Below are 23,093 nucleotides of genomic sequence, written 5' to 3'. Positions count from 1 at the left end.
GTCGTGGCTCCGTCAGGTCGACAGGTGCACGAGCGACTGGGCATCCGTCTCCTGCCGGTCATAGATTCCGGCGGATCGTCCCTGCCGCATGACGAGGATGCGGTCGGACATTCCCAGGATTTCGTCGATTTCGGAAGAGATCATCACGACCGTGCCGCCGGCGGCGGCGAAGTCGCAGATGATCCGGTAGATTTCGCGCTTGGCGCCGACGTCGACGCCGCGGGTCGGTTCGTCGAGCAGCAACACGCGCGGCTCGCGCAGGAACCATTTCCCGAGCACCACCTTTTGCTGGTTGCCGCCGGAAAGGCCGGAAACCGGCATCTTGTCGCGCGCCGCCTTGATGCCGAAGCGAGCCATCATATCGGCGCTGGCGGCCTGTTCGCTCTTGCGCTGCATGACGAAGGCCGGGCTCATTTCGGGCAGGCTCGCCAGGCAGATATTGTTGCGTACGCTGTCCGTCAGGTTGAGACCCGTCAGTTTCCGGTCCTCGGTCACGAAGGCGATGCCTTCCGCCATGGCGTCGGCGGGCTTGCGGATGGAGACCGGCTGCCCCTCGAGGTGGATTTTGCCGGCTGACGGGCGGTCCAGACCGAAAAGGCAGTCGAAGATTTCGGTGCGGCCCGACCCCATGAGGCCGTAGATTCCGAAGATCTCGCCCTTATGGGCGGTGAAGGAAATATCCTCGATCTTGCCGGACGCGGAAAGGCTTTGGACTTCGAGGCCAGGGATCTCCGTCGGCGTGTTCGTCTTGATGTATTCCTCGCCAAGCTCCCGGCCGACGATCATGCGGATGAGACCGGGACGGTCGATATCCGCGAGCTTTCCGTCGCCGACGAAGGCGCCGTCGCGAAAGACCGTGTAGCTGTCGGCGATCTGGAAGATTTCCGACAGCCGGTGCGAGACATAGACGATGCCCTTGCCTTCGGCCTTCAGGCGCTCGATGGCGGCAAAGAGGTGCTGGGCCTCCTTTTCGCCGATCGCCGAGGTCGGCTCGTCCATGAAGATGACGTCGGCCTCGTGGCTCAGCGCCTTGGCGATCTCCACGAGCTGCATCTGCGCAACCGAGAGGTTCATCATGTATTGGGTTGCGGAAATGTCGAACCCGAGACGATCCAGCAGCGCCTGCGCATTGCGGTTCATCGTCTTGAAGTCGATGCCGCCGAAGCGTGTTGAGGGTTCGCGGCCCAGATAGATGTTCTCCGCCACCGACATGTGCGGAACCGTGCTCAGTTCCTGTTCGATGATGGCGATGCCGGAGTGGAGCGCTTCGGCGGGGCTGCTGAATTCGACCGGCTTGCCATGATGCAGGATCGTGCCGCCGTCGCGCTTGTGTATGCCCATGAGGATGGAGAGAAAGGTGGATTTTCCCGCGCCGTTGCCGCCGCAAAGCGCATGGACCGAGCCGGCTTCCAGCTCGAAGCGACCATCCCGGAGCGCCGCGACGCCGCCGAACGATTTCTTCAGTCCTTCCACCTTCAAAAGCGGCTGCATGCTTTCCTCCGTGGGATACCGGACAACCCTCTTGATTTACAAATAACACCATCACGGCGACATTTGTCAATACGGGTAAGTGACAAACGCCGTCACATGGCTGTCATTTGTAAATCCGACAGGGTCCAGGCGGTGGATATCTTGCATATCGGCCTTGCTGCCGAGCCAAAGCATAGCCCCGCCGACAGCCGGTGCCGATGCCGTAGCCACCCGACCGGCAAAGCCGGCCTAGCGCCTTTCCGGTCCTAACGCTTGAGAAATTGCCGGAACCGTTCGGACCGGCTCGCTCCGAAGACCGCTTCGGGAGCGCCCTCTTCCTCCACGACGCCCTGGTGAAGGAAGATCACCTTGCTGGATACGTCGCGCGCAAAATCCATCTCGTGGGTCACCACAAGCATCGTGCGCCCTTCCTCCGCCAGCGTGCGCATCACTTTCAGCACTTCCCCCACCAGTTCGGGGTCGAGCGCGGAGGTGGGCTCGTCGAACAGCATGACGCGCGGTCGCTGGGCAAGGGCGCGGGCGATGGCGGCGCGTTGCTGCTGGCCGCCGGAAAGATGGGCCGGATAGTGTCGGGCCTTGTCGGCGATGCCGACCTTGGCCAGCAATTCCTTTGCCTCCTCGACGCATTCCGCCCGCGGCCGTTTCTGCACATGGATGGGGGCTTCGATCACGTTTTCGAGGATCGTCTTGTGAGACCAGAGATTGAAGCTCTGGAACACCATGCCGATGTTGGAGCGTAGCCGGTCGATCTGGGCGCGGTCGGCCGGCTTCTGCATGCCGCCGCGGCCCTGCTTCATGCGGATGACTTCCCCGCCGATCGCCACTTCCCCCGCAGTCGGGATCTCGAGCATGTTCACGCAGCGCAGCATCGTCGATTTGCCGGAGCCCGATGATCCGAGGATCGACACGACTTCGCCGTCGCTGGCCGACAGCGAAACCCCTTTCAGCACCTCATAGGCGCCATAGCTCTTGTGAAGGCCGCTGATGCGCACGGCCGGCGCGGCGCCGGCGTCCTCGATCGCGTTCATGTCGGTTCTCCGGTGCGGGCCGCCGTCGGCGTGGCTGCGGGCCTGAGATAGGGGGTGAGCCGATATTCGAGCATCTGGATAATCCGCGTGATCACATAGTTGATGGCGAGATAGATTGCGCCCGCCACGATGAAGACCTCGATGGCGCGATAGGTTTCGGAAATCAGTTTCGCGGCAAGTCCGGTGATTTCCATCAACGTAATCACCGAGGCGAGGGCGGTGGCTTTCACCATCAGGATGATCTCGTTGCCGTAACCGGGCAGCGCCTGGCGCACGGCGAGCGGCAGCACGATGCGCCGGAAAAGCAGCAGGCCCCCCATGCCGCAGGCGCGTGCGGCCTCGATCTGGCCATGCGGGACGGATTGCACGCCGCCGCGGATGATCTCGCTGCCATAGGCGGCGGTGTTCAGCGTCAGCGCGAGGATCGCGCACCAGTAGGGTTCACGCAGGATCGGCCAGAGCGCGCTGTAGCGCAGCTCGGGAAACTGGCTGAGGCCGTAATAGATGAGAAAGATCTGCACCAGCAGCGGCGTCGAGCGAAAGATGAAGACATAGGCGCGCGCCATGAGGACGAGCGGCCAGACGCGGGAAAGGCGCATGACGGCGAACAGCAGCGCCAGCACCATGCCGAACACTACGGATGTGAGCGCAAGCCGCAGGGTCAGCGGGACCCCCGGCGCAAGCCGAACGAATGTTTCGAGAAGGAAGGCGAAATCCATCACTCTCTCCTGAGCCCGCGCGTGAAGCGGTTCTCCGCCCTTTGCATCGTCCAGCCGGTGACGGAGGAGATGGCGAGATAAAGGATCGCCGCCGCGACGAAGAAGGTGAAGGGCTGGCGCGTGGAGCCGGCGCCCACCTGTGCCTGCCGCAGGATTTCGACGAGACCCGTCACCGATATCAGCGAGGACTCCTTGAGCACGAGCTGCCAGATGTTGCCGAGCCCCGGCAGCGCGTAACGCAGGGTGAGGGGAACGATGATGCGGCGAAAGGCAAGGGAGCGCGGCATGCCGACGGCGATCGCCGCCTCGATCTCCCCGCGCGCGACCGACCAGTAGGCGCTTCGCAACACCTCCGTGTGATAGGCGCCGGAAACGATGCCGATGGCGAGCGCTCCGGCCAGGAAGGCCGGCAGGCTGAAGAAGCCGCTCGCGCCGAAAAAGCGGCCTATCGGCGTCAGCACCGCGCTGGAGCCGAAGTAGAAGAGATAGATGACGAGGAGATCGGGAATGCCGCGCAACACCGTGGTATAGCCATCCGCAAGCACGCGTAGCGGGCGGCCTCCCGAAATCTTGGCCCATGCCCCCAGAGCGCCGATGACGGCTCCGACGAAAAAGCCCGTGAGCGCAACCGCCAGCGTCATGAGGGTCGCCCGGGCCATGGCCGGTCCCCAGCCGCCGGGGCCGAAGCTGAAAACGTCCCAGAGCCCGAAATCGCTCATCATCCGCTCCCGCCGGCACTTTTCACGAGGGGCAGCGCTTCCGCGCGATGGTGCGGCGGCCGGATCATCGTGGCGTGCCCGTGTTGCCGAGGCAGTCGCCCGGAACGACCCGTAACAGCGAGCGCTGGCTGATGACGATGCCCGCAGCCCGCGCCTCGATCCGTCGCGGTTCCCGCGCAAAATCGCCGAAGGGGTGGATCAGCGCCACGAGTTCTCCCGCCTCCACCATCTGTCCCATCCGGACCCGATGCTCCAGCAGGCCTTCCACCGGCGCCTCGAACATATTCTGCGGCCCTACATCGAGATGGCGGGGGACGGTTTCTTTTTCGGCAGGATCGATAGCAAGAACGCCGAATTGCGCAAGCCCGCGCAGCAGGGCCTCGAGGAAGAGGTCGACATTGCCGCCTTCGACAAGCGTCGTGCCGCCGCCTTCAAGCTCGATTGCGGCCGTTCCGGCTGCGGCCGCCGCGCCGACGAATGTGGTGCCGATGCTCTCTTGATGGGTGATATAGGGCAGGCCGCAGGCCTCCATCATGGACAGGAGCTGCGCTTCGGAGACCTTGCAGGCCGGGCTGTGGAACGCGAAGGCGATCATCTCGCCCTTGTAGGTCGGCCCGCCCGAATGCACGTCGATCAGCAAGTCGGCGTGGGGAAGTGCGTCATGGAACAGGAAGGCGGCGAGACGCTCGGTCGGGCTGCCCGTCCGGTTTCCGGGAAAGGTCCGGTTCATGTTGGCTCCATCCGATGGAGCGCAGCGGAGGCCCTTGCCCGAAGCGGGGAAATTCGCTTCCGGGATGACGATCAGCCTGCCGCGCACGATATCCGTATCAAGCCGTGCGACGAGCCGGTGCAACGCAAGCTGCGCTTCGTATTCATCTCCATGAATCCCCGCAACGACGAGAACGCGTGGACCCGGGCCGTTGTTGACGACGCAGGCGTGGCCGGCGGAGACCGGACCGGCTTCCGTTTCGATCGTGATTTCCTGAACCGATTTCCCGGCTTTCTCGAAATCTATGGTCATGGATGAGGACACTCCGGCTTGCGTGCGGTCAATGCGCCTGCGGTTTGAGCTTTCCCTCCGCCGTGAAGCGGGACGGGCTGAAGGCGTCGAGAGGGATCGGGCTCTCGCCGTCGAGGATCAGATCGGCGAGCACGGAACCGACGATGGGGCCGAGTTGGAAGCCGTGGCCGGAAAACCCGAATGCATGCCATAGTCCCCTGGCGACGCGGCTTGGCCCGATGACCGGAATGATGTCCGGCATCAAGGCTTCCAGACCGGCCCACGTTCTGACGATGGTCGCCTTTCGCAGGATGGGGAAGAATTCATAGACCGTCTCGGCGCTTTCCATCATCCGGTCGGCGACCGTTTCGGCGGTCTCCTCGTCAAGGTCGGGATCGCCGAGAATGCCCCCGCCGATGACGACGGTGCCGGCTTCCGTCTGCTTGAACGACAGGACACGGTCGATGCCGATCACCACGGGGTCGATGAAGTGCGGCATGCGGGACGTCACCATCAAGGTGGAGGCGAAATGGCTTTTCGGAAAACCCTCGCCCACCATCGCGCCGGCCTGCCAGGCCCAGGCGCCACCGCAGTTGACGACGATATCGGCGCGGAAGACGCCGTTGTCCGTTGTCACCGTCCACCCGCCGTCGCCCTGTTCCAGTCCGATGACGCGCGTGCGTTCCAGGATGCGGGCGCCAAGTTGCTCGGCGCGCCGGCGGAAGGATTGCGTGGTGCGGAAAGGATTGGCGTGTCCGTCGCGTCGCGAAACAAGGCCGCCCCTGCAGATATCGGCGACGGAGGGGACGAGACGGCGCAATTCCTCCTGGTCGATCACCTCCTCGAAGTCATAGCCCAGAGCATGCATCTCGGCGACGCGCTCATGGCACCAGTCCATTTCCTGGGCGCTCTGGGCAATGCCGATCTGGCCGACGCCGCCGACGAAACCGCAGTTGGCGGCAAGCTCCGGACCGAGCGTTTCGGCAAGCGTCTCCCAGGCGGCCATGGCCGCCATCGACAGGGGGATTTCCGCCGTATGCCGCATCAGTTGCCGGACCCCGCCGGCATTGACGCCGGAGGCATGGCGGCCGACCGTATTCTTCTCCAGGACGATCGGCCTCAAGCCGCGCCGTGCCAGATGGAGGGCCGTACAACAGCCATGAAGGCCGCCTCCAATCACGATGACATCCGTTCTGGTCATAATGTCTTCCCGCCGTCAGATGCGCTGGCTGGGGTCGCCGTCGGCGACCTCCAGGACCGGCCCGGAATTGCGATCGGCGTTTCCGAGCGCGGCAAGTTCGGCCAAGGGCAGCGGTTTGACCGGGATGCGCAGCCGATATTGCCCCATGTCCGCGATGTCGGCCTTCGTCTCGTCGGCAAGAAGGCGTCCGATCGTGCCGGCGCACATGCGCCCCTGACATTGGCCCATGCCGCAACGGCTGAATGATTTCAGCTGGTTGACGTCGCTGAAGCCTTCGCCGATCAGCTGCCGCAGTTCGCCTGCGGTCACTTCCTCGCACCGGCAGACGATCGTCTCGTCGTCAAGGCGGCGCATCGCTTCGGACGGCCGGTAAATCCGGTCGAGGAAAGACCTGAACCGCGCTTCCCGTAACAGCGCCTGCCGGTCTGCGCGCGCGCGATCATCGCGCTCGTTCCGGCTGATCCTGCCAAGGCGGAAGGCCGCATCGAGCGCCGCAAGCCGTCCGCGGTGAACGGCGGCGCGTGCGCCGGCGATGCCGGCGCCATCGCCGGCGACGGCCACCAGCGGCGAGGTTGTGGCGCCGAAGGCATCGGTTTCCGGCCGCCAGGCCAGCTGTGTCCGGTCCCAGGCATGCTGGCAGCGCAGACTTGTGGTGATCTGGTTGTTGGGGATAACGCCCTCGTGCAGCGCGAGGAGCGCCGTCGCGATCCGGATCCGCCGACCGCCGCTTCGGAATGAAACGGCTTCCACACGCGAGACGCCTTCGATGGACAGATAGCCGCCGCGATAAAGCGCAATGCCCCGCGCCTTGAGCGCGGCGATCCAGGACAGTCCCTTGAGGAGGTCGCCGGCAAAACCCGCCAGTATCGGCAGGGCCTGCCGTGCGGCCGACGCGAGGCTTCCTCCGGAGGTGTCCACCACCGCCTGCAACGGCGCGCCCGCCTTCGCCAGCTGGAAGGCGACGAGATAGAGCAAGGGGCCGGACCCCGCGAGCACGACCGGCCGATCCGGAATGATCCCGGAGGCCTTCATCAGGGTCTGTATCGCGCCGACTCCTATTACGCCGGGGAGCGTCCAGCCGGGAACGGGCACCGGCCGCTCCATCGCGCCCGTCGCCAGGATGACCCGCCGGGCGCGCACCAGACAGGCCCGCTCGTCACGGGAAATGCCGACCTTGCCGTTGGCGGCGACCTGCCATACGGCGCTCATCGGCTCGAAGCCCGCGCCGCTGGCCCGAAACGCCCGTACGAGGTCCAGTCCCCGGGCATAATCAGCGCCGAGAATGGGGGTGAGAAGGCCGGTCTCCCGGCTATTGGCCTCGATATTGCGATAGACCTGACCGCCGGGGGCGGGCTGCTCGTCGAAGAGCACCGTTTCCACCCCGAGCCTTGCGGCGAGCGTGGCGGCTGCAAGGCCGGCCGGGCCGCCGCCGATAATCGCCAGCTCGCAGTTCTCGCGTTCCGTCCCGGTCATTGGATATCGTACCTTCCCGCGCCCTCCTGGGAGCGCACGTCCATGCCGTCGACGACGGGAACGAGACAGGCCTGCCGATCGGCCTGCCCGTCGATTTCCAGCAGACAGTCGAAGCAGACGCCGATCATGCAATGGGGCATGCGGCCGGCACCGAGAACCGGGGTGCTGCGGAAACGTGCGATCCCCGCTGAAAGAAGGGCGGCGGCGACGCTTTCGCCCGATCGGCAGCGGATCGCACGGCCATCGAAATAGATTGTTGCGGACAGGTCGTCCGGCTGAAGCCTGCGAAACATGGCGGTCTCTTCTGGTGGATGATCGTGGACCATCGAAACGGAATGACGGGTCAGAAAAACCGGGCCGGCCGGAACGCCTTGAGGGTCTCTTCGGTCCTTCCGCCGGTAAGCTCCGCGGCCACCACCCGCCCGAGCCACGGGGCCAGGGTAACGCCGCTATGCGTGACCGCGGCATAATAACCGTCGATACCGGGCAGCGGGCCCACGGCCGACACGCCGTCGCCCGGAATGGCGCGCAAGGACAGGCGCATGGCTTCGGGAGCCGTATCGGCGAGATCGGGATAGAGGCGCGCGGCGCGTGCGATCATCGCCTCAGCCGCCGGCAGAGTGTCCTCGCGCGTGCTTTCCAGCGTGAATCTCGCCTCGTCGTGCTCGCTCTGGAGCATGATGCGCCCCGCGCCATCCGGCCGGAAGTTGACCCCGGAGGTGCGGATGACGCGCCGGATGCCCGATGCGGCGGGCATCGTCGTCACGAGAAGGCCCAGCGTCGGGGCGAGCGGAAATGACAGGCGTGCTTCCTGACCGAGATCGTTTGCCCAGCGTCCCGTGCAGTTGACCACCACGTCGCCCTCGATCGTCCCGCCGGAGGCGGTCCGCACACCGGTGACGGAAGCGCCGCGCAGCACGATCCCGTTGACGGTCTCCCGCCGCAGCACGACGCCCAATGCGCGCGCCTTCCGGAGGAAGAACTCGATATAGACCGTCGGGTCGACCCAGCCCTCGTCGGGAAAATAGGCGATTTGCGCGCCGCCCGAGGCGTTTTCCGCCAGCGCGGGTTCCAGCTTGTGGAGATCGGCGGGTGAAATCCATTCCGCCGGATAGTTCCAGCCTTGAAGACGTTCGACCCGGCCGGCCAGTTCGGCCGCCTCCGCCGGATCGCTCTTCCATTCGAGCGCGCCGCCGCCGTGATACCATGGCCGTGCGCCGAATTCGTTTTCGAGCGAGCGATGGGCGCGCATGCCGAGCACGTTGATGTGATGATAATGATGCGGCGTTTTCTCGTTGGAGTTGGTCCAGGCGAAGCTGGCGCCGCTCGTGCCGGCCCCGGGATGCCGGCGCTCGATGAGGGTTACCGCATGGCCGGCCTCGGCCAGCCGATAGGCGATTGACGTGCCGATGATGCCGGCACCCAGAACGATGAATTGGGTCATGCTATAAACTTTTCCGATGGTTCCGGAAGCAGCGGCGGCGCCAGGCCGCCGCTCTTCGGATGCTCAGTCCCGGGGCGTGATATCGACGCCGAACCATTTTTCCATCAGCTGACGGTTGAAGCCGTCGGCATTGACCGACTGGATGGCCTTGTCGAAGCGTTCCTTGAGTGCTGCGTCATCCTTGCGCATGGCGACATTGGCCGTGCCGCTGCCCAGAACGCCCTCGACGAAGGTTGGACCGGCGATCGTGGCCCCGGCAAGTTCCGGCTGCTCCATGGAGGCGCGCAGCATGGTGATATTGCCCAGCACGAGATCGACGCGGCCGGCGACGAGATCGAGATTGTGCTGATCCGTCGTCTTGTATTCGCGGATCTCGACGAGATCCTTGAGCATCGCATTGGCGAAGATCGCCGCCGTCGACGAGCCCTGCACGCCCAGAACCTTGCCCTTGAGCACCGGCGCCATCGTCTCGATCGCCCGTGCGGCGCCGTCCGGATCCTTGCGCAGATTGTAGTCGATGCGCTCGCCGAGTTCCGCGGCGAGCGGATTGTCCTTCATCGCCATGAATGTATTGGGCGCTTTCGCATAGGCTTCGGAAAAGGCCGCGACCTTCTCGCGTTCCGCGGTGACCCCCATCGAGGCGATGATGGCGTCGAACTTGCCGGCGTTGAGCGCGGGCAGCATGCCGTCCCAGTCCTGCGCGACGATCTCGCATTCGGACTCCATCCGGCGACAAAGCTCCGCGACGAGGTCGAGTTCGTAACCCACCAGCTGGCCGTCGGCGGAGGTGAAGTTCCAGGGAGCGTAGGCGCCCTCGGTGGCGATGCGGATTTTCGACCATTGTGCGGCATCGTCCGCCTGCGCGGGGCCGGAAAACAGGGTCAGTATGCAGGCAGCGACACCTGCCCAGCGTGCGATCTTCATGACGTTCCCTCTGGCTTGTTCTTGAATGCCCCGCAGGAGCGGCGGAGGCCTCCCAGCCTTCGCCCGATCGTATCGGAGCGATTGTCGTGGTTCCTGCGCCCGTATGCGGGTTGCGCTTTTTGTATTGCGGTGGCCGGCCGCGAGCCTGGTTCGGGAAAAATCCCTCGCCTGCCCCGGCATAGAAGCCGAATTCCCTCGTATTGACAAATATGAAAAAATTCGTAGCTGATAGTTTTTCCCTATAGTCAAACGTATGGGATAAGGCGGTGAACTACAGGCAGTTGCAGGCGTTTCGCGCCGTCATGGAGGCCGGTACGGTCGTCGGAGCCGCCCATCTCCTGAACATCTCGCAACCCTCCGTCAGCGCCCATATCGCCAATCTCGAACATTCGCTGAAGATCCAGCTCTTCATTCGCCAGGGCGGGCGGATCATTCCGACGGCCGAAGCCCATCTCCTGCACGAGGAAGCCGGCCATGTCGTGAAGGGAATGGCCCGGCTGCGGCGGCTTGCGGCGGATATCCAGCAACTGGAGGCCGGGCGTCTCGTCATCGGCGCCTATCCGGCGTTGTCGAGCATCGTCCTGCCGCGGTTCATCGGCGGCTTCGCCAGGCGGCATCCGAAGTTGCACCTCACCTTCCTGCCGGAGGCGTCGATGCGCATTGCGGAGCTGGTGGCGAGCAAGCAGCTGGATATCGGCCTCATGACGATGCCGGCGATCGATCCGGCAACGACCTGCGACCTGATCTTCGAAACGGCGTCGATATGCGTCCTGCCGCTCGATCATCCGCTGGCGTCAGCCGACGTGATCGATGCGGCGGATCTTCGTGACGAGACCTTCATCGCCCTCGGGCGGGAGGATGGTTCCCGCCAGGCCGTCGAGCGCAGCTTCGAAGATGCCGGCGTGCACGTGGAGCCTCGTTTCGAGGCGCACTTCAGCGATTCCGCCTGTGCTCTGGTGGCAGAAGGACTGGGGCTCTCGGTGGTCGATCCGTTCGCCGCCGAGCGATGGCGCGGAAAACTGGCGATACGGCCGTTCAAGCCCTACGTCCCCTGCCACGTTTATCTCACACGCAGCAGAACGCATGTCCCCTCGCTGCTTCAGGAAACCTTCGAGCGCGGGCTGCGGGAATTTCTGGAAGAGACCTTCAGAAATGATCCGGCGGCGTCGTATCGGCATTCCTGATCCATTGCAGGAAGCTCAGGAACGGTTCGCGAGCGAAGGACCCCCTGGGGGCGATCAGGGTAAATTGCTGGTGACCGGACGCCGTCTCCGGGCGTGCGATGGCGAGCCGCCGCGTCGCAAGGAGATCGTCGACGATCGGGCGCCAGCCGAGGGCGATGCCCTTGCCGGCCATCGCGGCCTCCAGGACGAGGGCATAGTCGGCGAAGCGCACCTCGTCATGGGTGACCACATGGTCGATGCCGTTGGCCGTAAACCATCCCTGCCAGTTCATCCGCGGGCGGACGCGCTCCTCGTAGTGAATGAGGGTGACCTTGAGGAGGTCCTCAAGGGTGGCGAAGGGGCCGTGCTCGCGCAGGAATTCGGGGCTGCAAACCGGCAGAACCTTTTCCGGCCAGAGGATGAACTGGTCGTAATCGGGATATTTGTGCGCGCCGAAGACGATGTTGAGGTCGATCCCCTCCGCATGGAGATCCACGTCCCGGTCGACGGTGTGGATCCAGAGCCGCAACTGCGGAATGGCCGCGATGATCTCGGGAAGGCGCGGCAGCAGCCAGTAGCGCGCCATGGAGGTCGAGACGGCGACCAGCAGCGCATCCTTCTGCGATTTCCGCCGGCCGGAAATCGCCGTGACGGCCCCCTCGGTGAGCAGGATGCACTGTTCGGCGCAGCGCATGAGCTGGTCACCTTCCGGCGTGAGGCTCAGATTGTGGTGTCCGCGATAGAAGAGTTTTGCTCCCAGCTGGTCTTCCATCTTGCGGATCGCATGGCTGACGGCCGATTGCGTCAGGTTCAGCTCTTCGGCGGCCCGCGAGAAATTGCCGAGCCGCGCCGCCGCTTCGAAGATCACGAAGCTCGACAGCATGGAACGCGTGATGGTGTTGCCGAACGGGCGCGCCATGGATCCCTCTCTTTCGAGTAGAAGATCAGGCATGAATCAAATTCATGCAAGGGGGAAATATTGGCGCTTGGCAGCCGGGGCGTGAAAACGCATTTTCGGTTCGGGAGCAATGGAGGATAAAAATGCGATACAGGCTGAGTGTTCTTCTGCTTGCGGCAAGCTGCGCAAGCATGATCGTCGTGGGAACATCCCGTGCAGAGGAGACGATGACCATCGCGGTGCCGGGCGCCAACTGGGGCGAGGCGTTCGACGAATGCGTGATCAAGCCCTTTGCCGAGGAAAACGGCGTAGCCTATCGTCTGGAGCTTGGAAATTCCACCACGTCCTTCGCCAAGCTTCAGCAGCAGCGGGCCGCCCCGGTCATCGATGTCGCGTGGATGGACGGGGGCATCAGCGAGATGGCCTATGAGGAAGGCGTCGTCGAGACGCTGGATCCCGCGCGGGTCCCCAATCTTGCGAATCTCCTGCCGCAGGCGGTCGCCGAAAAGGACGGCAAGCATTTCGCCGCCAGCGTCGGCTTCTACTCGCTCGGCATCGTCTATAATACCGAACTTGTCGACGAACCGCCGCAATCCTGGAACGACCTCTGGGACGAGCGTTATGCAAACGAGATCATCATTCCCGCGCCGGCAAATGCGGCCGGTATCCCGTTCATCCTGTTTCTCGACCGCATCTGGAACGGCAAGAGCGATCTCGATGCGACCTTCGCCAGGCTCAAGGACCTGAAGGCGTCGATGTATTTCGATACGTCCGGCACGGCGAGCAACGCCTTCCAGAGCGGCGAAGCGGTGATCGGTGCGAATTTCAACGTTTCCGCCTGGGACCTCGCCGACAAGGGGCTGCCGATCGCCTTCCTCGCGCCCAGGGAAGGTTTCTGGGCGAATGACGGCCGTATTCATCTCGTCAAGGGATCGAAGCATCGGGAGCTTGGCGAAAAACTCGTCAATGCCGCCCTGACGCCGGAAGCTTCCGCCTGCCTGGCCGACAAGCTCTACCTTGGCCCGGCGGTCAAGGATGTCGAGGTCTCGGAGGAGACCGCCGCGAAGATGCCATGGGGCGCGACGGGCAGCATCGACAGCCTTGTCCAGATCGACTGGGATGAAATCAATGCCCAGCGCGCGACGATCACCGATTTGTGGAACCGCGAAATCGCCCGTTAGCCGGGTTCGCCCCGCGGGTTGCCAGACCGGGCGTCAGCGTCCGGTCACCATCATTATTGTTCATACACAGGAGCGAATCTTGATCCGACAGCAGGACGTGTTCGATGTCATCTATACGCATACGGATGGGGACCCGTTGTGCATCGTGCACTCGGGAATCCCCTATCCCGCGGGATCGTCGATTCTGGAAAAACGCCGGTTCCTGGAGGAGAACTACGATTGGTTGCGCTGCGCGCTCATGCGCGAGCCGCGGGGACATAAGGACATGTTCGGCGTTTTCCTCACGCCGCCTTCCGGGCCGCAGTTCGATGCGGGCCTGATCTATGTCGACGGCACGCAATATTCGCATATGTGCGGACACGGGACGATAGCGATCGCCATGGCGATGGTCGCTCTTGGACTGGTCAGGCGCGCGCCGGGCGACAGGACCCTGATCCGCTTCGAAACGACGGCCGGCCTCGTCGTCGCGGAGGTGGCGCATGATGCGGAAGCGGCGTTGTGGACACGGTTCGAAAACGTTCCGGCCTTCGTCGCCGCTCAGGATATTCCACTTGAACTGCCGGACGTCGGGGAACTCAAGGCGGATATCGTTTGGGGCGGGAATTTCTTCGGGCTGATCGATGTGCGGGGCACGTCGCTGCGTATCGGGCCGGAAAACGGCGGCCTGCTGTCCCATCTCGGCGTGGTCGCGCGTGAACAGTTGCGCGCACGCTTCAAGCCGAAGCATCCCGTCGAGCCGCATATCGACAACTTCAATTTCGTGACGTTCTGGCATGAGCCGGACAATTCGCAGGCAAAATACAAGAACGTCCATGTCTGGAGCGCGGGCCAGATCTCCCGTTCGGCCGGAGGGACCGGAACCAGTGCGATGATGGCCATGTATGAGGCGAGAGGTGAGCTCCGGCTGCATGAGCCGATCCTTTCCGAAGGGCTCCTCGGCATGGGTGTCTTCGAGGGATGCCTGATCGGCGAGACCAGTCTCGGCGACGTTCGCGCCGTGCGGCCGACCGTGAAGGGAACGGCAAGCATCCTGGGGACAGCCCGCTGGACGATTGACCGCAACGACCCCGTGGGGTCAGGTTTTCTGGTCGCTTAACGTCAGGTGTCAAGGAGCGGAGCCCATATGAGTATTCTGGAGATCAGAGGGATTTCCAAGAGTTTCGGCGCCTATACGGCGTTGCGGAAAGTCTCTCTGGAGGTGGAGGCCGGCGAGTTCGTCTCCCTGCTCGGTCCGAGCGGTTGCGGCAAGACCACGCTGTTGCGCCTTGTCGCCGGCTTCCTGCGCCCGGATACGGGCGCGGTCCTGATCGAGGGCAGGGACATGACGGCGCTTCCTCCCAACAAGCGGCCCCTCAATACCGTTTTCCAGAACTACGCCCTGTTCCCGCACATGACCTTCGCGCAGAATGTCGCCTATGGTCCGTTGCGCGCGGGGGCGTCACGGACGGAAGCCCGCGAGCGGGCGGCCGAGGCCCTGGACATGGTGGGTCTTGGCGGACACGGTCAGCATTACCCTCGCGAAGCTTCGGGCGGCCAGCAGCAGCGGGCCGCTCTGGCGCGCGCGATCGTCAACCGTCCGAAGCTGCTGCTTCTCGACGAGCCGCTGAGCGCGCTCGATCTGCAATTGCGTCGTCGCATGCAGATCGAGCTCAAGCGGCTCCAGGAACGTATCGGCATCGCCTTCATCTTCGTCACGCATGATCAGGAGGAAGCGATGGCGATGTCGGATCGCATCGTCGTCATGAATGCCGGGAGAATCGAACAGGTCGGATGCGGCGGCGAGATCTATCGTGCGCCGCAGACCCGCTTCGTCGCGCAGTTTATCGGCGATGCGAACCTCTTTGCCGCCGGGCCGGCGGGGAACTGGGAAATGCAGCCGGTGCCGGCGGTGGAAGCGTGCGATGCGGCCCGGATCGCCGTGGTGCGCCCGGAGCATGTTTCGCTGATCGATGCGGCAGCCTGTCCCGAAGATGCGCTGGTTTTCGAAGGGACCGTCGAGGCCGTTGCAGGAATAAGCGGCATGACGCACCTCCATGTCGGCGTCGGCGAGGGGACGGTCACGGTCCGGATCCTCGGCATGGATACATCCGTTTCGGAAGGACAGCCGGTGAGGCTGTCGGTGCCCCGCCAGTCCGTTCACTTCATCGATAACAGGTGACGACATGAAATCAGCCCCCGCGGTGGTCGCAGGCCTTGTCGCGCTTCCCACGGCTTTCTTCCTGGCCTTCTTTCTCGTGCCGCTTGCCGTGGTGGCGCTGGCGAGCCTGACCAGTGGCGAAGGGGATGTCACCTTCACGCATTACGCGCGGGTGCTGTTCGATAGCTATCATTGGTCGATCCTTGGAGTCACCTTCCGCCTCGGCCTCTATACGACGGTCATCTGCCTGGTGCTCGGCTATCCGCTGGCGTGGTATCTGGTCCGCATGGTGGAGTGGCGTCTGTGGCGCCGCGTCTGCGTCATTCTGATCATCCTGCCGCTGTTCACCAGCAATATCGTGCGGTCGTTCGGCTGGATGATCCTTCTCGGCCGGCGCGGTCTCGTCAATTCCTGGCTGGTGGATTTCGGGCTGGTGGACCGGCCCGTGCGGTTCATTGGAACGGAAACGGGCATCCTGATCGGCCTCGTTTATATTCTGCTGCCCTTCGTCGTGCTCACCATCGGCAACGCTCTTGCGAAGATCGACGTATCCTACGAGCAGGCGTCCGCCGATCTGGGTGCCGGGGCGATGTCGACCTTCTGGCATGTGACACTGCCGCTCAGCATTCCCGGCGCGGTATCGGGGGCGATCCTGGTCTTCGCGCTGGCCGTCAGCGCCTATGTGACGCCGGCGCTGCTGTCCGGTGGACAGGTCACCGTGCTGCCTATGCTGATCTTCCAGCAATACAGCAGCGTCTTCGATTTCCACTACGGCGGGGCGCTTGCGATTACGCTGCTGGCCTTCACGCTGGCGATGATCGGGCTGGCGTCCCTCGTCGGCCGAATGGGAGCGAGATAGAATGATGGCGTCCTGGAGCCTGCGCATACTGGCGCTGCTGATACTTTCCTATCTGGCCCTGCCGCTGATCGTCATTATCGGCGCTTCGCTTACCACGACCAGCTTCCTGACCTTCCCGCCACGCGGCCTGACGTTCGACTGGTACGAGGTGGTCCTGACGAACAGCGCCTATCTCTCGGCCTTCGCGACGAGCGCATGGCTGGCCTTATGGGCGACCGTGATCGCCGTCCTGCTCGCGGTGCCGGCCGCGCTGGCCATCGCGCGTTACGAATTCCCCGGCCGGGCTTTCCTTTCGTCGCTGCTCCTGTCGTCGCTGGTGCTACCTCATCTCGTGCTCGGGGCGGCATTGCTGCAATTCGGCAGCATGATCGGCCTGACGCGGAATTTCACGGCGCTGCTCGTCGGCCATGTGGTGATCGTCACGCCCTATGTGTTGCGGACGGTCCTGCCGCTTCTTTCCGCCGACCAGAAAACGCTCGAGGACGCCTCCTGCGATCTGGGGGCGAGCGGCTTGGCGACCTTCCGCTATGTGACGCTGCCGCAAATCCGCCCCGGCCTGTTGTCGGGAAGCCTGTTCGCCTTCATCACGTCCTTCATCAACGTCGAACTGTCCATCTTCAACACGACCAGCGAGATCAATACGATCCCCGTGCTGCTCTTCACCTATGTCGAATATTCGATCGATCCGACCATCGCCGCCGTTTCCGCCGCGACGATCGTCGCGGCGGTCATCGCCGTGGTCGTCATCGATCTTGTCGTCGGCCTCGATTTCTTCTCGGACAGGGGAGGCAGGTAGATGGCGACGGCCGCAGATCTTGCGTCAGGGCCTTTCCGATCCCGCTTTCACGGAAGCCGCGTGCCGCTTTCCTTGTCGAAAAGATGCGCCTGGCGGCCATCGAAGACAAGCCGGATGATGTCGCCGGGCATGGCGGCGATGCGCTCGCGGAAGGCGCAGGTCAGTTCCTGTCCGGCCATTCGGACCACGAGCTGGGTTTCCGACCCGGTGGGTTCGGTGACGATCACCTCGGCCGGAGCGCCACTGTCGTCGATAGCCACATGTTCCGGCCTGATGCCGTAAAGCACGGACTTGCCTGAGAGCGTCTGCGTTGCCATTTCCGCCGGCAGGAGCAGATCGCCGATCCGTATGCCGCCGGCCTCGGCCCGTCCTTCGAGAATGTTCATGGCCGGGGAACCGATGAAACCGGCGACGAAGAGATTGGCCGGCCGGTCGTAGAGTTCGAGCGGTGCGCCGATCTGCTCGATCACGCCGTTGCGCATGACGACGATGCGGTCGGCCATGGTCATGGCCTCGACCTGGTCGTGTGTGACATAGACCGTCGTGGTGCCCAGCCGCTTCTGCAACGCCTTGCTCTCGGCACGCATCGAGACGCGCAGTTTGGCGTCGAGATTGGAGAGCGGCTCGTCGAACAGGAATACCTCCGGATCGCGCACGATGGCGCGGCCCATGGCCACGCGCTGGCGCTGGCCGCCGGAAAGCTGCCGTGGATAACGGTCGAGCAGCTTTTCGAGATTGAGGATCCGTGCGGCGCGCCCGACCTTGTCGCCGATTTCCTCACGACCGGCCTTTTTCAGCTTCAGCGAGAAGGCCATGTTCTCGGCGACCGTCATATGCGGATAGAGTGCATAGTTCTGGAACACCATGGCGATGTCGCGGTCTTTCGGCGGAACATCGTTGACGACGGTCCCGCCGATGCGGATGGCGCCGTCGCTGATCTCCTCCAGCCCGGCCAGCATGCGCAGAAGCGTGGATTTGCCACAGCCGGACGGCCCGACGAGACTGACGAATTCGCCGTCCCGGATATCGAAGGAAACGCCATGTATGACCGGCAAGGAAGCGTAGGATTTCTTGACGTCACGGATCTCGACCGAAGCCATTGCTGTTTTCCTGTTGTTTGTACGGATGGGACGACGCCCGTTCAGCCGGCCGCCTGCACCGGTTCCAGGCCGCGCTGCCGGTAGATGTCGAGGGTGACGTCCCACGGAATTACGCCAACGCGTGCCGCCCATGCCTCCCATTCCGCCTTGAGGGCCGCAACGATGTCCGGCCGTTGCGCGGCGAGATCGTGCAATTCCGTGCGGTCCGTCGACAGATCGTAGAGTTCCCAGTCGTTTGGTTCCTCGCGCACCAGCTTCCAGTCACCCGAGCGGATCGCGGCGTTGCCGGTGTGCTCCCAGAAAAGGGGCCGGAGGGGTATCGTTTCGCCCCGCAGTGCGGCGATCAGGCTGCGGCCCTCAAGCGGCTCGATATCGCGGTCGAGCCCCGGCGGCGGATAGAGCGCGCCGGTTGCCTCCAGAAGGGTCGGGACGATATCGACAAGCTGGGCCGGATGGTCGACGATCCGGCCCGCCGGCAGTTCCCCCGCCGGCCAGTGGATGATCAGCGGCGTGGCGATGCCGCCTTCGTGCACCCAGCGCTTGTAGTAGCGGAAGGGCGTGTTGGAGAGATTGGCCCAGGCGCGGCCGTAGCTTGCATAGGTGTCCTCGCCGCCGGGCACGATGTCGGGCGTATTGCCGATCCGCATCGCGCGGCCATCGCGCGTCGCCCGGGGCAGGATGTCGGTGCGCTCGATGAAACGTTCCAGTTCGAATTGCGGCAGCGTTTCGGGCGAAGCGCCATTGTCGGAGAGAAACAGGATGATGGTGTTTTCGAACACGCCGCCGGCCTTCAGCGCCTCGACGATCTTGCCGATGCCCCGGTCCATCCGCTCGATCTGCGCGGCATAGGCCTGCATGCGGCTGACCTCCCATGCCTTTTCGTCGGCCTCGTCCCAGGCGGGCTGGGTCGGGTCGCGCTCGCTGAGCCGGGTGCCGGCAGGCAGAATGCCTTCCTCGATGAGCCGCTGCATGCGTTCCTCGCGCAACCGGTCCCAGCCGGCGTCGAAGCGGCCCTCGTAACGGGCGACGTCTTCTTCCGGGGCGTGCAGCGGCCAGTGCGGCGCGGTGAAGGCGGCATAGAGGAAGAAGGGGTCTCCCGCCGCCGCCTTCTCGCGCACGAACTCCTCGCCGTGGCTGGCGATCGCGTCGGTGTAGAAGAAGGTGGGGTCCTCGAATTCGTGCGATGCGTCGCTTTCGCCGCGGGTCAGCGTTCCGGGTGCGTAGAAGCTGCCGCAGCCGGTCAGCGTGCCGAAGAAGCGCTCGAAACCGCGCCGTGTCGGCCAGGTGTCGTTGGGAACGTGCATCTCGGTGGCAAGATGCCATTTGCCGGAAAGGCAGGTCGCATAGCCGGCCGCCTTCAACGTTTCCCCGAGGGTTGCGCAGCGTTGATTGAGATTACCGGGATAGCCGCGCGGCGCGTCATTGTTGGTGAGGATGCCGATTCCCGTCTGATGGGGGTGGAGGCCGGTCAGCAGCGAGGCGCGTGACGGGCTGCAACGCGCGGTGTTGTAGAAATGGGAAAAGCGCGTGCCGGCACGGGCGAGGGCGTCGAGATTGGGCGTGGCTATCTCGCCGCCGTAGGCTCCCAGGTCGGAAAACCCCATGTCATCGGCAAGGATGAGGACGATGTTCGGACGACTTTTCATCAAGGATGTTCTCACTCGTTCACTGGGTAGGGGCCGCAGCCCCGATGCTTGAATGACGGCATGGCTTCACCGGGCCCGCCACCGGCACGGGCGGCGGGCTCCGGCATGGCGGTTGTCGCCCGCTACTCGCTGAAGCCGGCGGCGCTGGCGATTTCGGCGAGTTTGTCCTGGAGTGTATTCAGGCCCTGGTCGACGGGGATTTCACCCGCGCCGATCTGGCCGATCACCGGCTCGACGGCCTCCAGCATCTGCGCGGCGAAGACGTAGCGGATCGCCCGATGGGCGTGTGGCGCGGACTCCTGCACCGCCTCCAGAATCGGCGCGATGGCGCCGGTCCCGGAAAGGTCGATGTCGTTGCGCGTGGGAATGCCGCCGGCCTCGGCGAAGACGGCCTGCTGCTGTTTTCCCAGCATCCAGACGATGAAGTCGGCGGCAGCACTCTGGCGCTCCGGCGCGAGATCGTTCGGCACGCAAAGCGACCAGACCCCGCTCGTCGGCACCGGCTTGCCGAGCGAGCCCGCCGGCACGACGCTGTAGCCGCATTTCCCGACGACGGAGGAGCGTGATTCGTCTTCGAGCTGCGGCATTCCGGCGGCGACGAAATGGCCCTGCAACGCCTGGCCGTTCTGCATCAGCGCGATGCAGTCGGCCTGGCCGACGGTCTGCGGGCGCGATGGACCGAGTTCCAGCAGCCGGCGGAAGGTTTCCGCCGCCGCTTGCGCGGACTCGCTGTTGATCGTCGGTACGAGACGACCGTTTTCGGACGCAAACCAGTCGGCGCCGTAGCTGAAGAGGACATGCATGAATTCGAAACTTACCGACTGGCCGCCGGTGGTCGGCTGCCCGCGGGTCACGTAGCCGTAGCGGACTTCGCCGGCGTCGACCGCCTTGCGGCCGTTGTCGATCGCCTCGTCCCAGGTGCGCGGCGGCGTCAGTCCGAGCTTCTCGTAGATATCCTTGCGATAGACGAGAAGGTCGACGTTGCCGTTCATCGGCAGGCCCATGACGCGGCCGCCCGGTCCGCCCTGTCGTTCGGCGCTGTTCCAAAGCGGCAGGTCGTCGTAGGTGATGATCGCCGGGTCGGGCGTGTAACCGGGGATGATCTCGTCAAGCGGCTTCACCCAGCCGTTGTCGTAGAATTGTCCGGTCCACGGTTCGTCGAGCTGGAACACGTCGAAGGCCGCATTGCGGCTCTGGATCGCGTTGGTCATCTGCGTGCGCATGCCGCCATAGGGGAACGGGCGGAAGGTGATCTTCACGCCGCGTTCCTTCTCGTAGGCGGCGGCCGCTTTCTGATAGGCCGGCAACCATGGCGTCGTCCCGGTGAGGACGATCAGTTCATCGACGGTCTGCGCCGCGCTTGCCGTGCGCGAGAGGCCGGTCAGGCCGACGGCCGCCGTTGCGGCGAGGCTTTGCAAAACCCGGCGCCGGCTGAGCGGCAGGGTAAAATGCGGTTTGTCCGGATGTCTGGTCATGGTTTACCTCCCTGTGATCGGATGATGTGACTTACTTGACGGCGCCGCGCGTCATGCCGGCGATGATCCGTTTGCTGGCCACGAGGCTGATGATCATGATGGGCACGACGGCGAGGCTGCCGATGGCGGCAAGCTGTCCCCAGCGCACCTCATAGGGCTGGACCAGCGAGGCGATGCCGACGGAGAGCGGCGACGTCGTCCCGCCGGAGGTCATCGTCAGCCCCATGAGGAACTCGTTCCAGGTCATGATCGCGGTGATAAGCGATGTGGTGATCAGGCTCGGTGCGACGAGCGGCAGCATGATCGTGGTGAAGGTGCGCAGGTCGCTTGCCCCGTCGATGGAGGCGGCTTCCTGCAACGCCGGCGGGATCTCGTCGAAACCGATTTTCATCAGCAAGGTCGCGAAGGGCAGGTTCAGGATCGTGTTGAGCAGGATGAGGCCGGTGAGGCTGCCGAGCAGGCCGGTCTGGATCAGCGTGACATAAAAGCCCGGCACGAGCGCCATCGGCGGCAGAAGCGGCAGGATCGCGCAGGAGCCGGCCACGAGATATTTGAGCCAGCGGTTCATGCGCAGCCTCGACAGGCTGTAGCCGGCAAGCGTGGAGGCGATGCCGCAGAGGATCACCGTGCCCGCCACGATGGCGATGCTGTTGAGCGTCTGCGTGCGGAACGGCTCGTCCGGCGAGAGGATCGCCAGGATGTTCTGGACCGTGAACTGGAACTCCCACGACATGGAGATGATGGCGCGGTCGGTCTGGAAGGTCAGCAGGATCATCCAGAGGATCGGCGCGGTGAAGATCACCAGCGCGCCGGCAAGCGCGATCTCGCACAGCGACTGCGACCCTGTCAGCCGGCGTCGCCGGACGCGGCCCGGCGGGGCCGCAGGCAGGACGGTATTGGGTGTCGGACCGGTCATTGCGAATTCGCTTCACGCATGGGGTTGAGGAAACGGCTGCGGCGAAGCGCTCTGATCGCCAGCACGAGCGCGATGGCAAGCGAGAGCAGAACGACGGTCAGCACGCTGAAGGCGGAGCCGTAGCCGTAGTTCAGCTGATCGAAGAACACATCGCGGATATGCAGGGAAACCAGCGTGGTCGCATTGTTCGGGCCGCCGGTTGTCAGAAGGTACATTTCATCGAAGGCCTTCACGCCCATCACCGCGCGGATGAACACCGTTCCCAGGATGGCCGGCATCAGCATGGGCAGCTTGATGTGGCGGATGACCTGCCATTCGCTTGCGCCGTCGCAGCGTGCGGCCTCGATCGCCTCGCCGTCCAGCCCGCAAAGCGCGGTGTAGATCATGAGGAACGTGACCGGCGTCCAGTGCCAGACGTCGACGAGGATGATGGCGAACAGGGCGCCGATTTCGGTGCCCAGCCAGTCCTGTGACGGCAGGAACAGGGTTTCAAGCAGCTTGTTGAGTACGCCGATGTTCGGGCTGAGGATGAGGAGCCAGATGAGGCTCACCACGACCGGGGCGACGATGGCGGGCCAGAGCAGGATGATCTGCGAGACCCGGGCCAGCCGCCGGCTGCGTTCGACCAGAAGCGCAAGGCCGATGCCGATAGCGACCGAGAGGATCACGGTGGCCGCCACGAAGACCGCTGTGACGGCAATGGAATAGCGCGCCAGCGGATTGTTCATGATGGCGATGAAATTGTCCCAGCCGGCGGCCGACCAGACGAACTGTCCGGCCTCGATCCGCAGGTGGGAAAAGGCCATGACGACGACCTGCACCCAGGAATAGCCCGCAATACCGATCACCAGGACGAGGAATGGCAAAGTGCTGAGATTGGAGAATGCGAACAGGCGGCGATAGGCGGTCATCGGGCACGCTCT

At 64.2% G+C, this 23,093-nt stretch carries 22 protein-coding genes; 6 read left to right on the top strand and 16 right to left on the bottom strand.

The annotated features are described in order from the left end of the window. Positions 1-12: 12 nt before the first annotated feature. From KYK29_RS09025 to KYK29_RS08980, 10 genes are all read right to left on the bottom strand, one after another. Positions 13-1,491, bottom strand: a complete 1,479-nt coding sequence (locus tag KYK29_RS09025) for a sugar ABC transporter ATP-binding protein (protein WP_254690551.1) — start codon at positions 1,489-1,491, stop codon at positions 13-15. A gap of 245 nt (positions 1,492-1,736) precedes the next feature. Then, on the bottom strand, positions 1,737-2,519 hold the full coding sequence (locus tag KYK29_RS09020) for an ABC transporter ATP-binding protein (RefSeq protein ID WP_254690550.1): 783 nt from the start codon (positions 2,517-2,519) through the stop codon (positions 1,737-1,739). Further along, a complete protein-coding gene (locus KYK29_RS09015) occupies positions 2,516-3,238 on the bottom strand; it encodes an ABC transporter permease (protein ID WP_254690549.1) in 723 nt (240 codons plus the stop codon). Before KYK29_RS09015 ends, KYK29_RS09020 begins: the two co-directional genes overlap by 4 nt. After that, positions 3,238-3,957, bottom strand: a complete 720-nt coding sequence (locus KYK29_RS09010; RefSeq protein ID WP_254690870.1) for an ABC transporter permease — start codon at positions 3,955-3,957, stop codon at positions 3,238-3,240. The genes KYK29_RS09015 and KYK29_RS09010 overlap by 1 nt, the downstream gene beginning before the upstream one ends. Positions 3,958-4,021: 64 nt before the next feature. Beyond that, the gene (locus KYK29_RS09005) at positions 4,022-4,978 is read right to left on the bottom strand and encodes a succinylglutamate desuccinylase/aspartoacylase family protein (protein WP_254690548.1); all 957 of its coding nucleotides are present in this window, start codon (positions 4,976-4,978) and stop codon (positions 4,022-4,024) included. Between the two features lie 28 nt (positions 4,979-5,006). Beyond that, positions 5,007-6,158 carry an NAD(P)/FAD-dependent oxidoreductase gene (locus KYK29_RS09000; RefSeq protein WP_254690547.1) on the bottom strand — a complete coding sequence of 384 codons (1,152 nt, stop codon included), beginning with the start codon at positions 6,156-6,158 and terminating at the stop codon, positions 5,007-5,009. Positions 6,159-6,173: 15 nt separating this feature from the next. Further along, positions 6,174-7,631 (bottom strand): FAD/NAD(P)-dependent oxidoreductase, encoded by a 1,458-nt coding sequence (locus tag KYK29_RS08995; protein ID WP_254690546.1) that lies wholly within the window; start codon positions 7,629-7,631, stop codon positions 6,174-6,176. Continuing rightward, positions 7,628-7,924, bottom strand: a complete 297-nt coding sequence (locus KYK29_RS08990) for a (2Fe-2S)-binding protein (protein WP_254690545.1) — start codon at positions 7,922-7,924, stop codon at positions 7,628-7,630. Before KYK29_RS08990 ends, KYK29_RS08995 begins: the two co-directional genes overlap by 4 nt. 50 nt (positions 7,925-7,974) lie before the next feature. Next, on the bottom strand, positions 7,975-9,075 hold the full coding sequence (locus tag KYK29_RS08985) for an NAD(P)/FAD-dependent oxidoreductase (protein WP_254690544.1): 1,101 nt from the start codon (positions 9,073-9,075) through the stop codon (positions 7,975-7,977). A gap of 63 nt (positions 9,076-9,138) precedes the next feature. Next, the gene (locus tag KYK29_RS08980; protein ID WP_254690543.1) at positions 9,139-9,999 is read right to left on the bottom strand and encodes a transporter substrate-binding domain-containing protein; all 861 of its coding nucleotides are present in this window, start codon (positions 9,997-9,999) and stop codon (positions 9,139-9,141) included. A gap of 266 nt (positions 10,000-10,265) precedes the next feature. On the opposite strand from KYK29_RS08980, the gene KYK29_RS08975 reads away from it, so the two are divergent. Further along, positions 10,266-11,183, top strand: coding sequence for a LysR substrate-binding domain-containing protein (locus KYK29_RS08975; protein WP_254690542.1), 918 nt, complete (start codon positions 10,266-10,268; stop codon positions 11,181-11,183). Here KYK29_RS08975 and KYK29_RS08970 read toward each other — a convergent pair. Then, positions 11,146-12,081, bottom strand: coding sequence for a LysR substrate-binding domain-containing protein (locus KYK29_RS08970; protein WP_254690541.1), 936 nt, complete (start codon positions 12,079-12,081; stop codon positions 11,146-11,148). The two genes, KYK29_RS08975 and KYK29_RS08970, sit on opposite strands and share 38 nt — an antisense overlap. Before the next feature lie 122 nt (positions 12,082-12,203). On the opposite strand from KYK29_RS08970, the gene KYK29_RS08965 reads away from it, so the two are divergent. The 5 genes from KYK29_RS08965 to KYK29_RS08945 all read left to right on the top strand — a co-directional run bounded on the left by KYK29_RS08965 (position 12,204) and on the right by KYK29_RS08945 (position 17,033). Further along, on the top strand, positions 12,204-13,241 hold the full coding sequence (locus tag KYK29_RS08965; RefSeq protein ID WP_254690540.1) for an ABC transporter substrate-binding protein: 1,038 nt from the start codon (positions 12,204-12,206) through the stop codon (positions 13,239-13,241). 79 nt (positions 13,242-13,320) lie between these two features. Next, positions 13,321-14,337 carry a proline racemase family protein gene (locus tag KYK29_RS08960; RefSeq protein ID WP_254690539.1) on the top strand — a complete coding sequence of 339 codons (1,017 nt, stop codon included), beginning with the start codon at positions 13,321-13,323 and terminating at the stop codon, positions 14,335-14,337. Positions 14,338-14,364: 27 nt separating this feature from the next. After that, positions 14,365-15,399 carry an ABC transporter ATP-binding protein gene (locus KYK29_RS08955; RefSeq protein WP_254690538.1) on the top strand — a complete coding sequence of 345 codons (1,035 nt, stop codon included), beginning with the start codon at positions 14,365-14,367 and terminating at the stop codon, positions 15,397-15,399. 4 nt (positions 15,400-15,403) lie between these two features. Continuing rightward, positions 15,404-16,237 (top strand): ABC transporter permease, encoded by an 834-nt coding sequence (locus KYK29_RS08950; RefSeq protein ID WP_254690537.1) that lies wholly within the window; start codon positions 15,404-15,406, stop codon positions 16,235-16,237. A gap of 1 nt (position 16,238) precedes the next feature. After that, positions 16,239-17,033 carry an ABC transporter permease gene (locus KYK29_RS08945; protein WP_254690536.1) on the top strand — a complete coding sequence of 265 codons (795 nt, stop codon included), beginning with the start codon at positions 16,239-16,241 and terminating at the stop codon, positions 17,031-17,033. Between the two features lie 47 nt (positions 17,034-17,080). Here the strand turns inward: KYK29_RS08945 and KYK29_RS08940 are convergent, their stop codons facing one another. The 5 genes from KYK29_RS08940 to KYK29_RS08920 form a co-directional block, all read right to left on the bottom strand. After that, positions 17,081-18,133 (bottom strand): ABC transporter ATP-binding protein, encoded by a 1,053-nt coding sequence (locus tag KYK29_RS08940; RefSeq protein ID WP_254690535.1) that lies wholly within the window; start codon positions 18,131-18,133, stop codon positions 17,081-17,083. Positions 18,134-18,174: 41 nt separating this feature from the next. Beyond that, positions 18,175-19,779 (bottom strand): arylsulfatase, encoded by a 1,605-nt coding sequence (locus KYK29_RS08935; RefSeq protein ID WP_254690534.1) that lies wholly within the window; start codon positions 19,777-19,779, stop codon positions 18,175-18,177. Between the two features lie 122 nt (positions 19,780-19,901). Further along, positions 19,902-21,254 carry an ABC transporter substrate-binding protein gene (locus tag KYK29_RS08930; RefSeq protein ID WP_254690533.1) on the bottom strand — a complete coding sequence of 451 codons (1,353 nt, stop codon included), beginning with the start codon at positions 21,252-21,254 and terminating at the stop codon, positions 19,902-19,904. A gap of 31 nt (positions 21,255-21,285) precedes the next feature. Continuing rightward, positions 21,286-22,170, bottom strand: coding sequence for a carbohydrate ABC transporter permease (locus KYK29_RS08925; protein ID WP_254690532.1), 885 nt, complete (start codon positions 22,168-22,170; stop codon positions 21,286-21,288). Beyond that, positions 22,167-23,081 (bottom strand): carbohydrate ABC transporter permease, encoded by a 915-nt coding sequence (locus tag KYK29_RS08920; RefSeq protein WP_254690531.1) that lies wholly within the window; start codon positions 23,079-23,081, stop codon positions 22,167-22,169. The genes KYK29_RS08925 and KYK29_RS08920 overlap by 4 nt, the downstream gene beginning before the upstream one ends. Positions 23,082-23,093 lie beyond the last annotated feature (12 nt).

The organism is Shinella daejeonensis (assembly GCF_024281235.1).
Lineage (GTDB): Bacteria > Pseudomonadota > Alphaproteobacteria > Rhizobiales > Rhizobiaceae > Shinella > Shinella daejeonensis.
This window is presented reverse-complemented; position numbering and strand designations above follow the sequence as displayed.

Coding starts and splice junctions, on each gene's coding strand:
- KYK29_RS09025 (WP_254690551.1), bottom strand. CDS start 1,491: ATGCAGCCGCTTTTGAAGGTGGAAGGACTGAAGAAATCGTTCGGCGGC.
- KYK29_RS09020 (WP_254690550.1), bottom strand. CDS start 2,519: ATGAACGCGATCGAGGACGCCGGCGCCGCGCCGGCCGTGCGCATCAGC.
- KYK29_RS09015 (WP_254690549.1), bottom strand. CDS start 3,238: ATGGATTTCGCCTTCCTTCTCGAAACATTCGTTCGGCTTGCGCCGGGG.
- KYK29_RS09010 (WP_254690870.1), bottom strand. CDS start 3,957: ATGAGCGATTTCGGGCTCTGGGACGTTTTCAGCTTCGGCCCCGGCGGC.
- KYK29_RS09005 (WP_254690548.1), bottom strand. CDS start 4,978: ATGACCATAGATTTCGAGAAAGCCGGGAAATCGGTTCAGGAAATCACG.
- KYK29_RS09000 (WP_254690547.1), bottom strand. CDS start 6,158: ATGACCAGAACGGATGTCATCGTGATTGGAGGCGGCCTTCATGGCTGT.
- KYK29_RS08995 (WP_254690546.1), bottom strand. CDS start 7,631: ATGACCGGGACGGAACGCGAGAACTGCGAGCTGGCGATTATCGGCGGC.
- KYK29_RS08990 (WP_254690545.1), bottom strand. CDS start 7,924: ATGTTTCGCAGGCTTCAGCCGGACGACCTGTCCGCAACAATCTATTTC.
- KYK29_RS08985 (WP_254690544.1), bottom strand. CDS start 9,075: ATGACCCAATTCATCGTTCTGGGTGCCGGCATCATCGGCACGTCAATC.
- KYK29_RS08980 (WP_254690543.1), bottom strand. CDS start 9,999: ATGAAGATCGCACGCTGGGCAGGTGTCGCTGCCTGCATACTGACCCTG.
- KYK29_RS08970 (WP_254690541.1), bottom strand. CDS start 12,081: ATGGCGCGCCCGTTCGGCAACACCATCACGCGTTCCATGCTGTCGAGC.
- KYK29_RS08965 (WP_254690540.1), top strand. CDS start 12,204: ATGCGATACAGGCTGAGTGTTCTTCTGCTTGCGGCAAGCTGCGCAAGC.
- KYK29_RS08955 (WP_254690538.1), top strand. CDS start 14,365: ATGAGTATTCTGGAGATCAGAGGGATTTCCAAGAGTTTCGGCGCCTAT.
- KYK29_RS08950 (WP_254690537.1), top strand. CDS start 15,404: ATGAAATCAGCCCCCGCGGTGGTCGCAGGCCTTGTCGCGCTTCCCACG.
- KYK29_RS08945 (WP_254690536.1), top strand. CDS start 16,239: ATGATGGCGTCCTGGAGCCTGCGCATACTGGCGCTGCTGATACTTTCC.
- KYK29_RS08940 (WP_254690535.1), bottom strand. CDS start 18,133: ATGGCTTCGGTCGAGATCCGTGACGTCAAGAAATCCTACGCTTCCTTG.
- KYK29_RS08935 (WP_254690534.1), bottom strand. CDS start 19,779: ATGAAAAGTCGTCCGAACATCGTCCTCATCCTTGCCGATGACATGGGG.
- KYK29_RS08930 (WP_254690533.1), bottom strand. CDS start 21,254: ATGACCAGACATCCGGACAAACCGCATTTTACCCTGCCGCTCAGCCGG.
- KYK29_RS08925 (WP_254690532.1), bottom strand. CDS start 22,170: ATGACCGGTCCGACACCCAATACCGTCCTGCCTGCGGCCCCGCCGGGC.
- KYK29_RS08920 (WP_254690531.1), bottom strand. CDS start 23,081: ATGACCGCCTATCGCCGCCTGTTCGCATTCTCCAATCTCAGCACTTTG.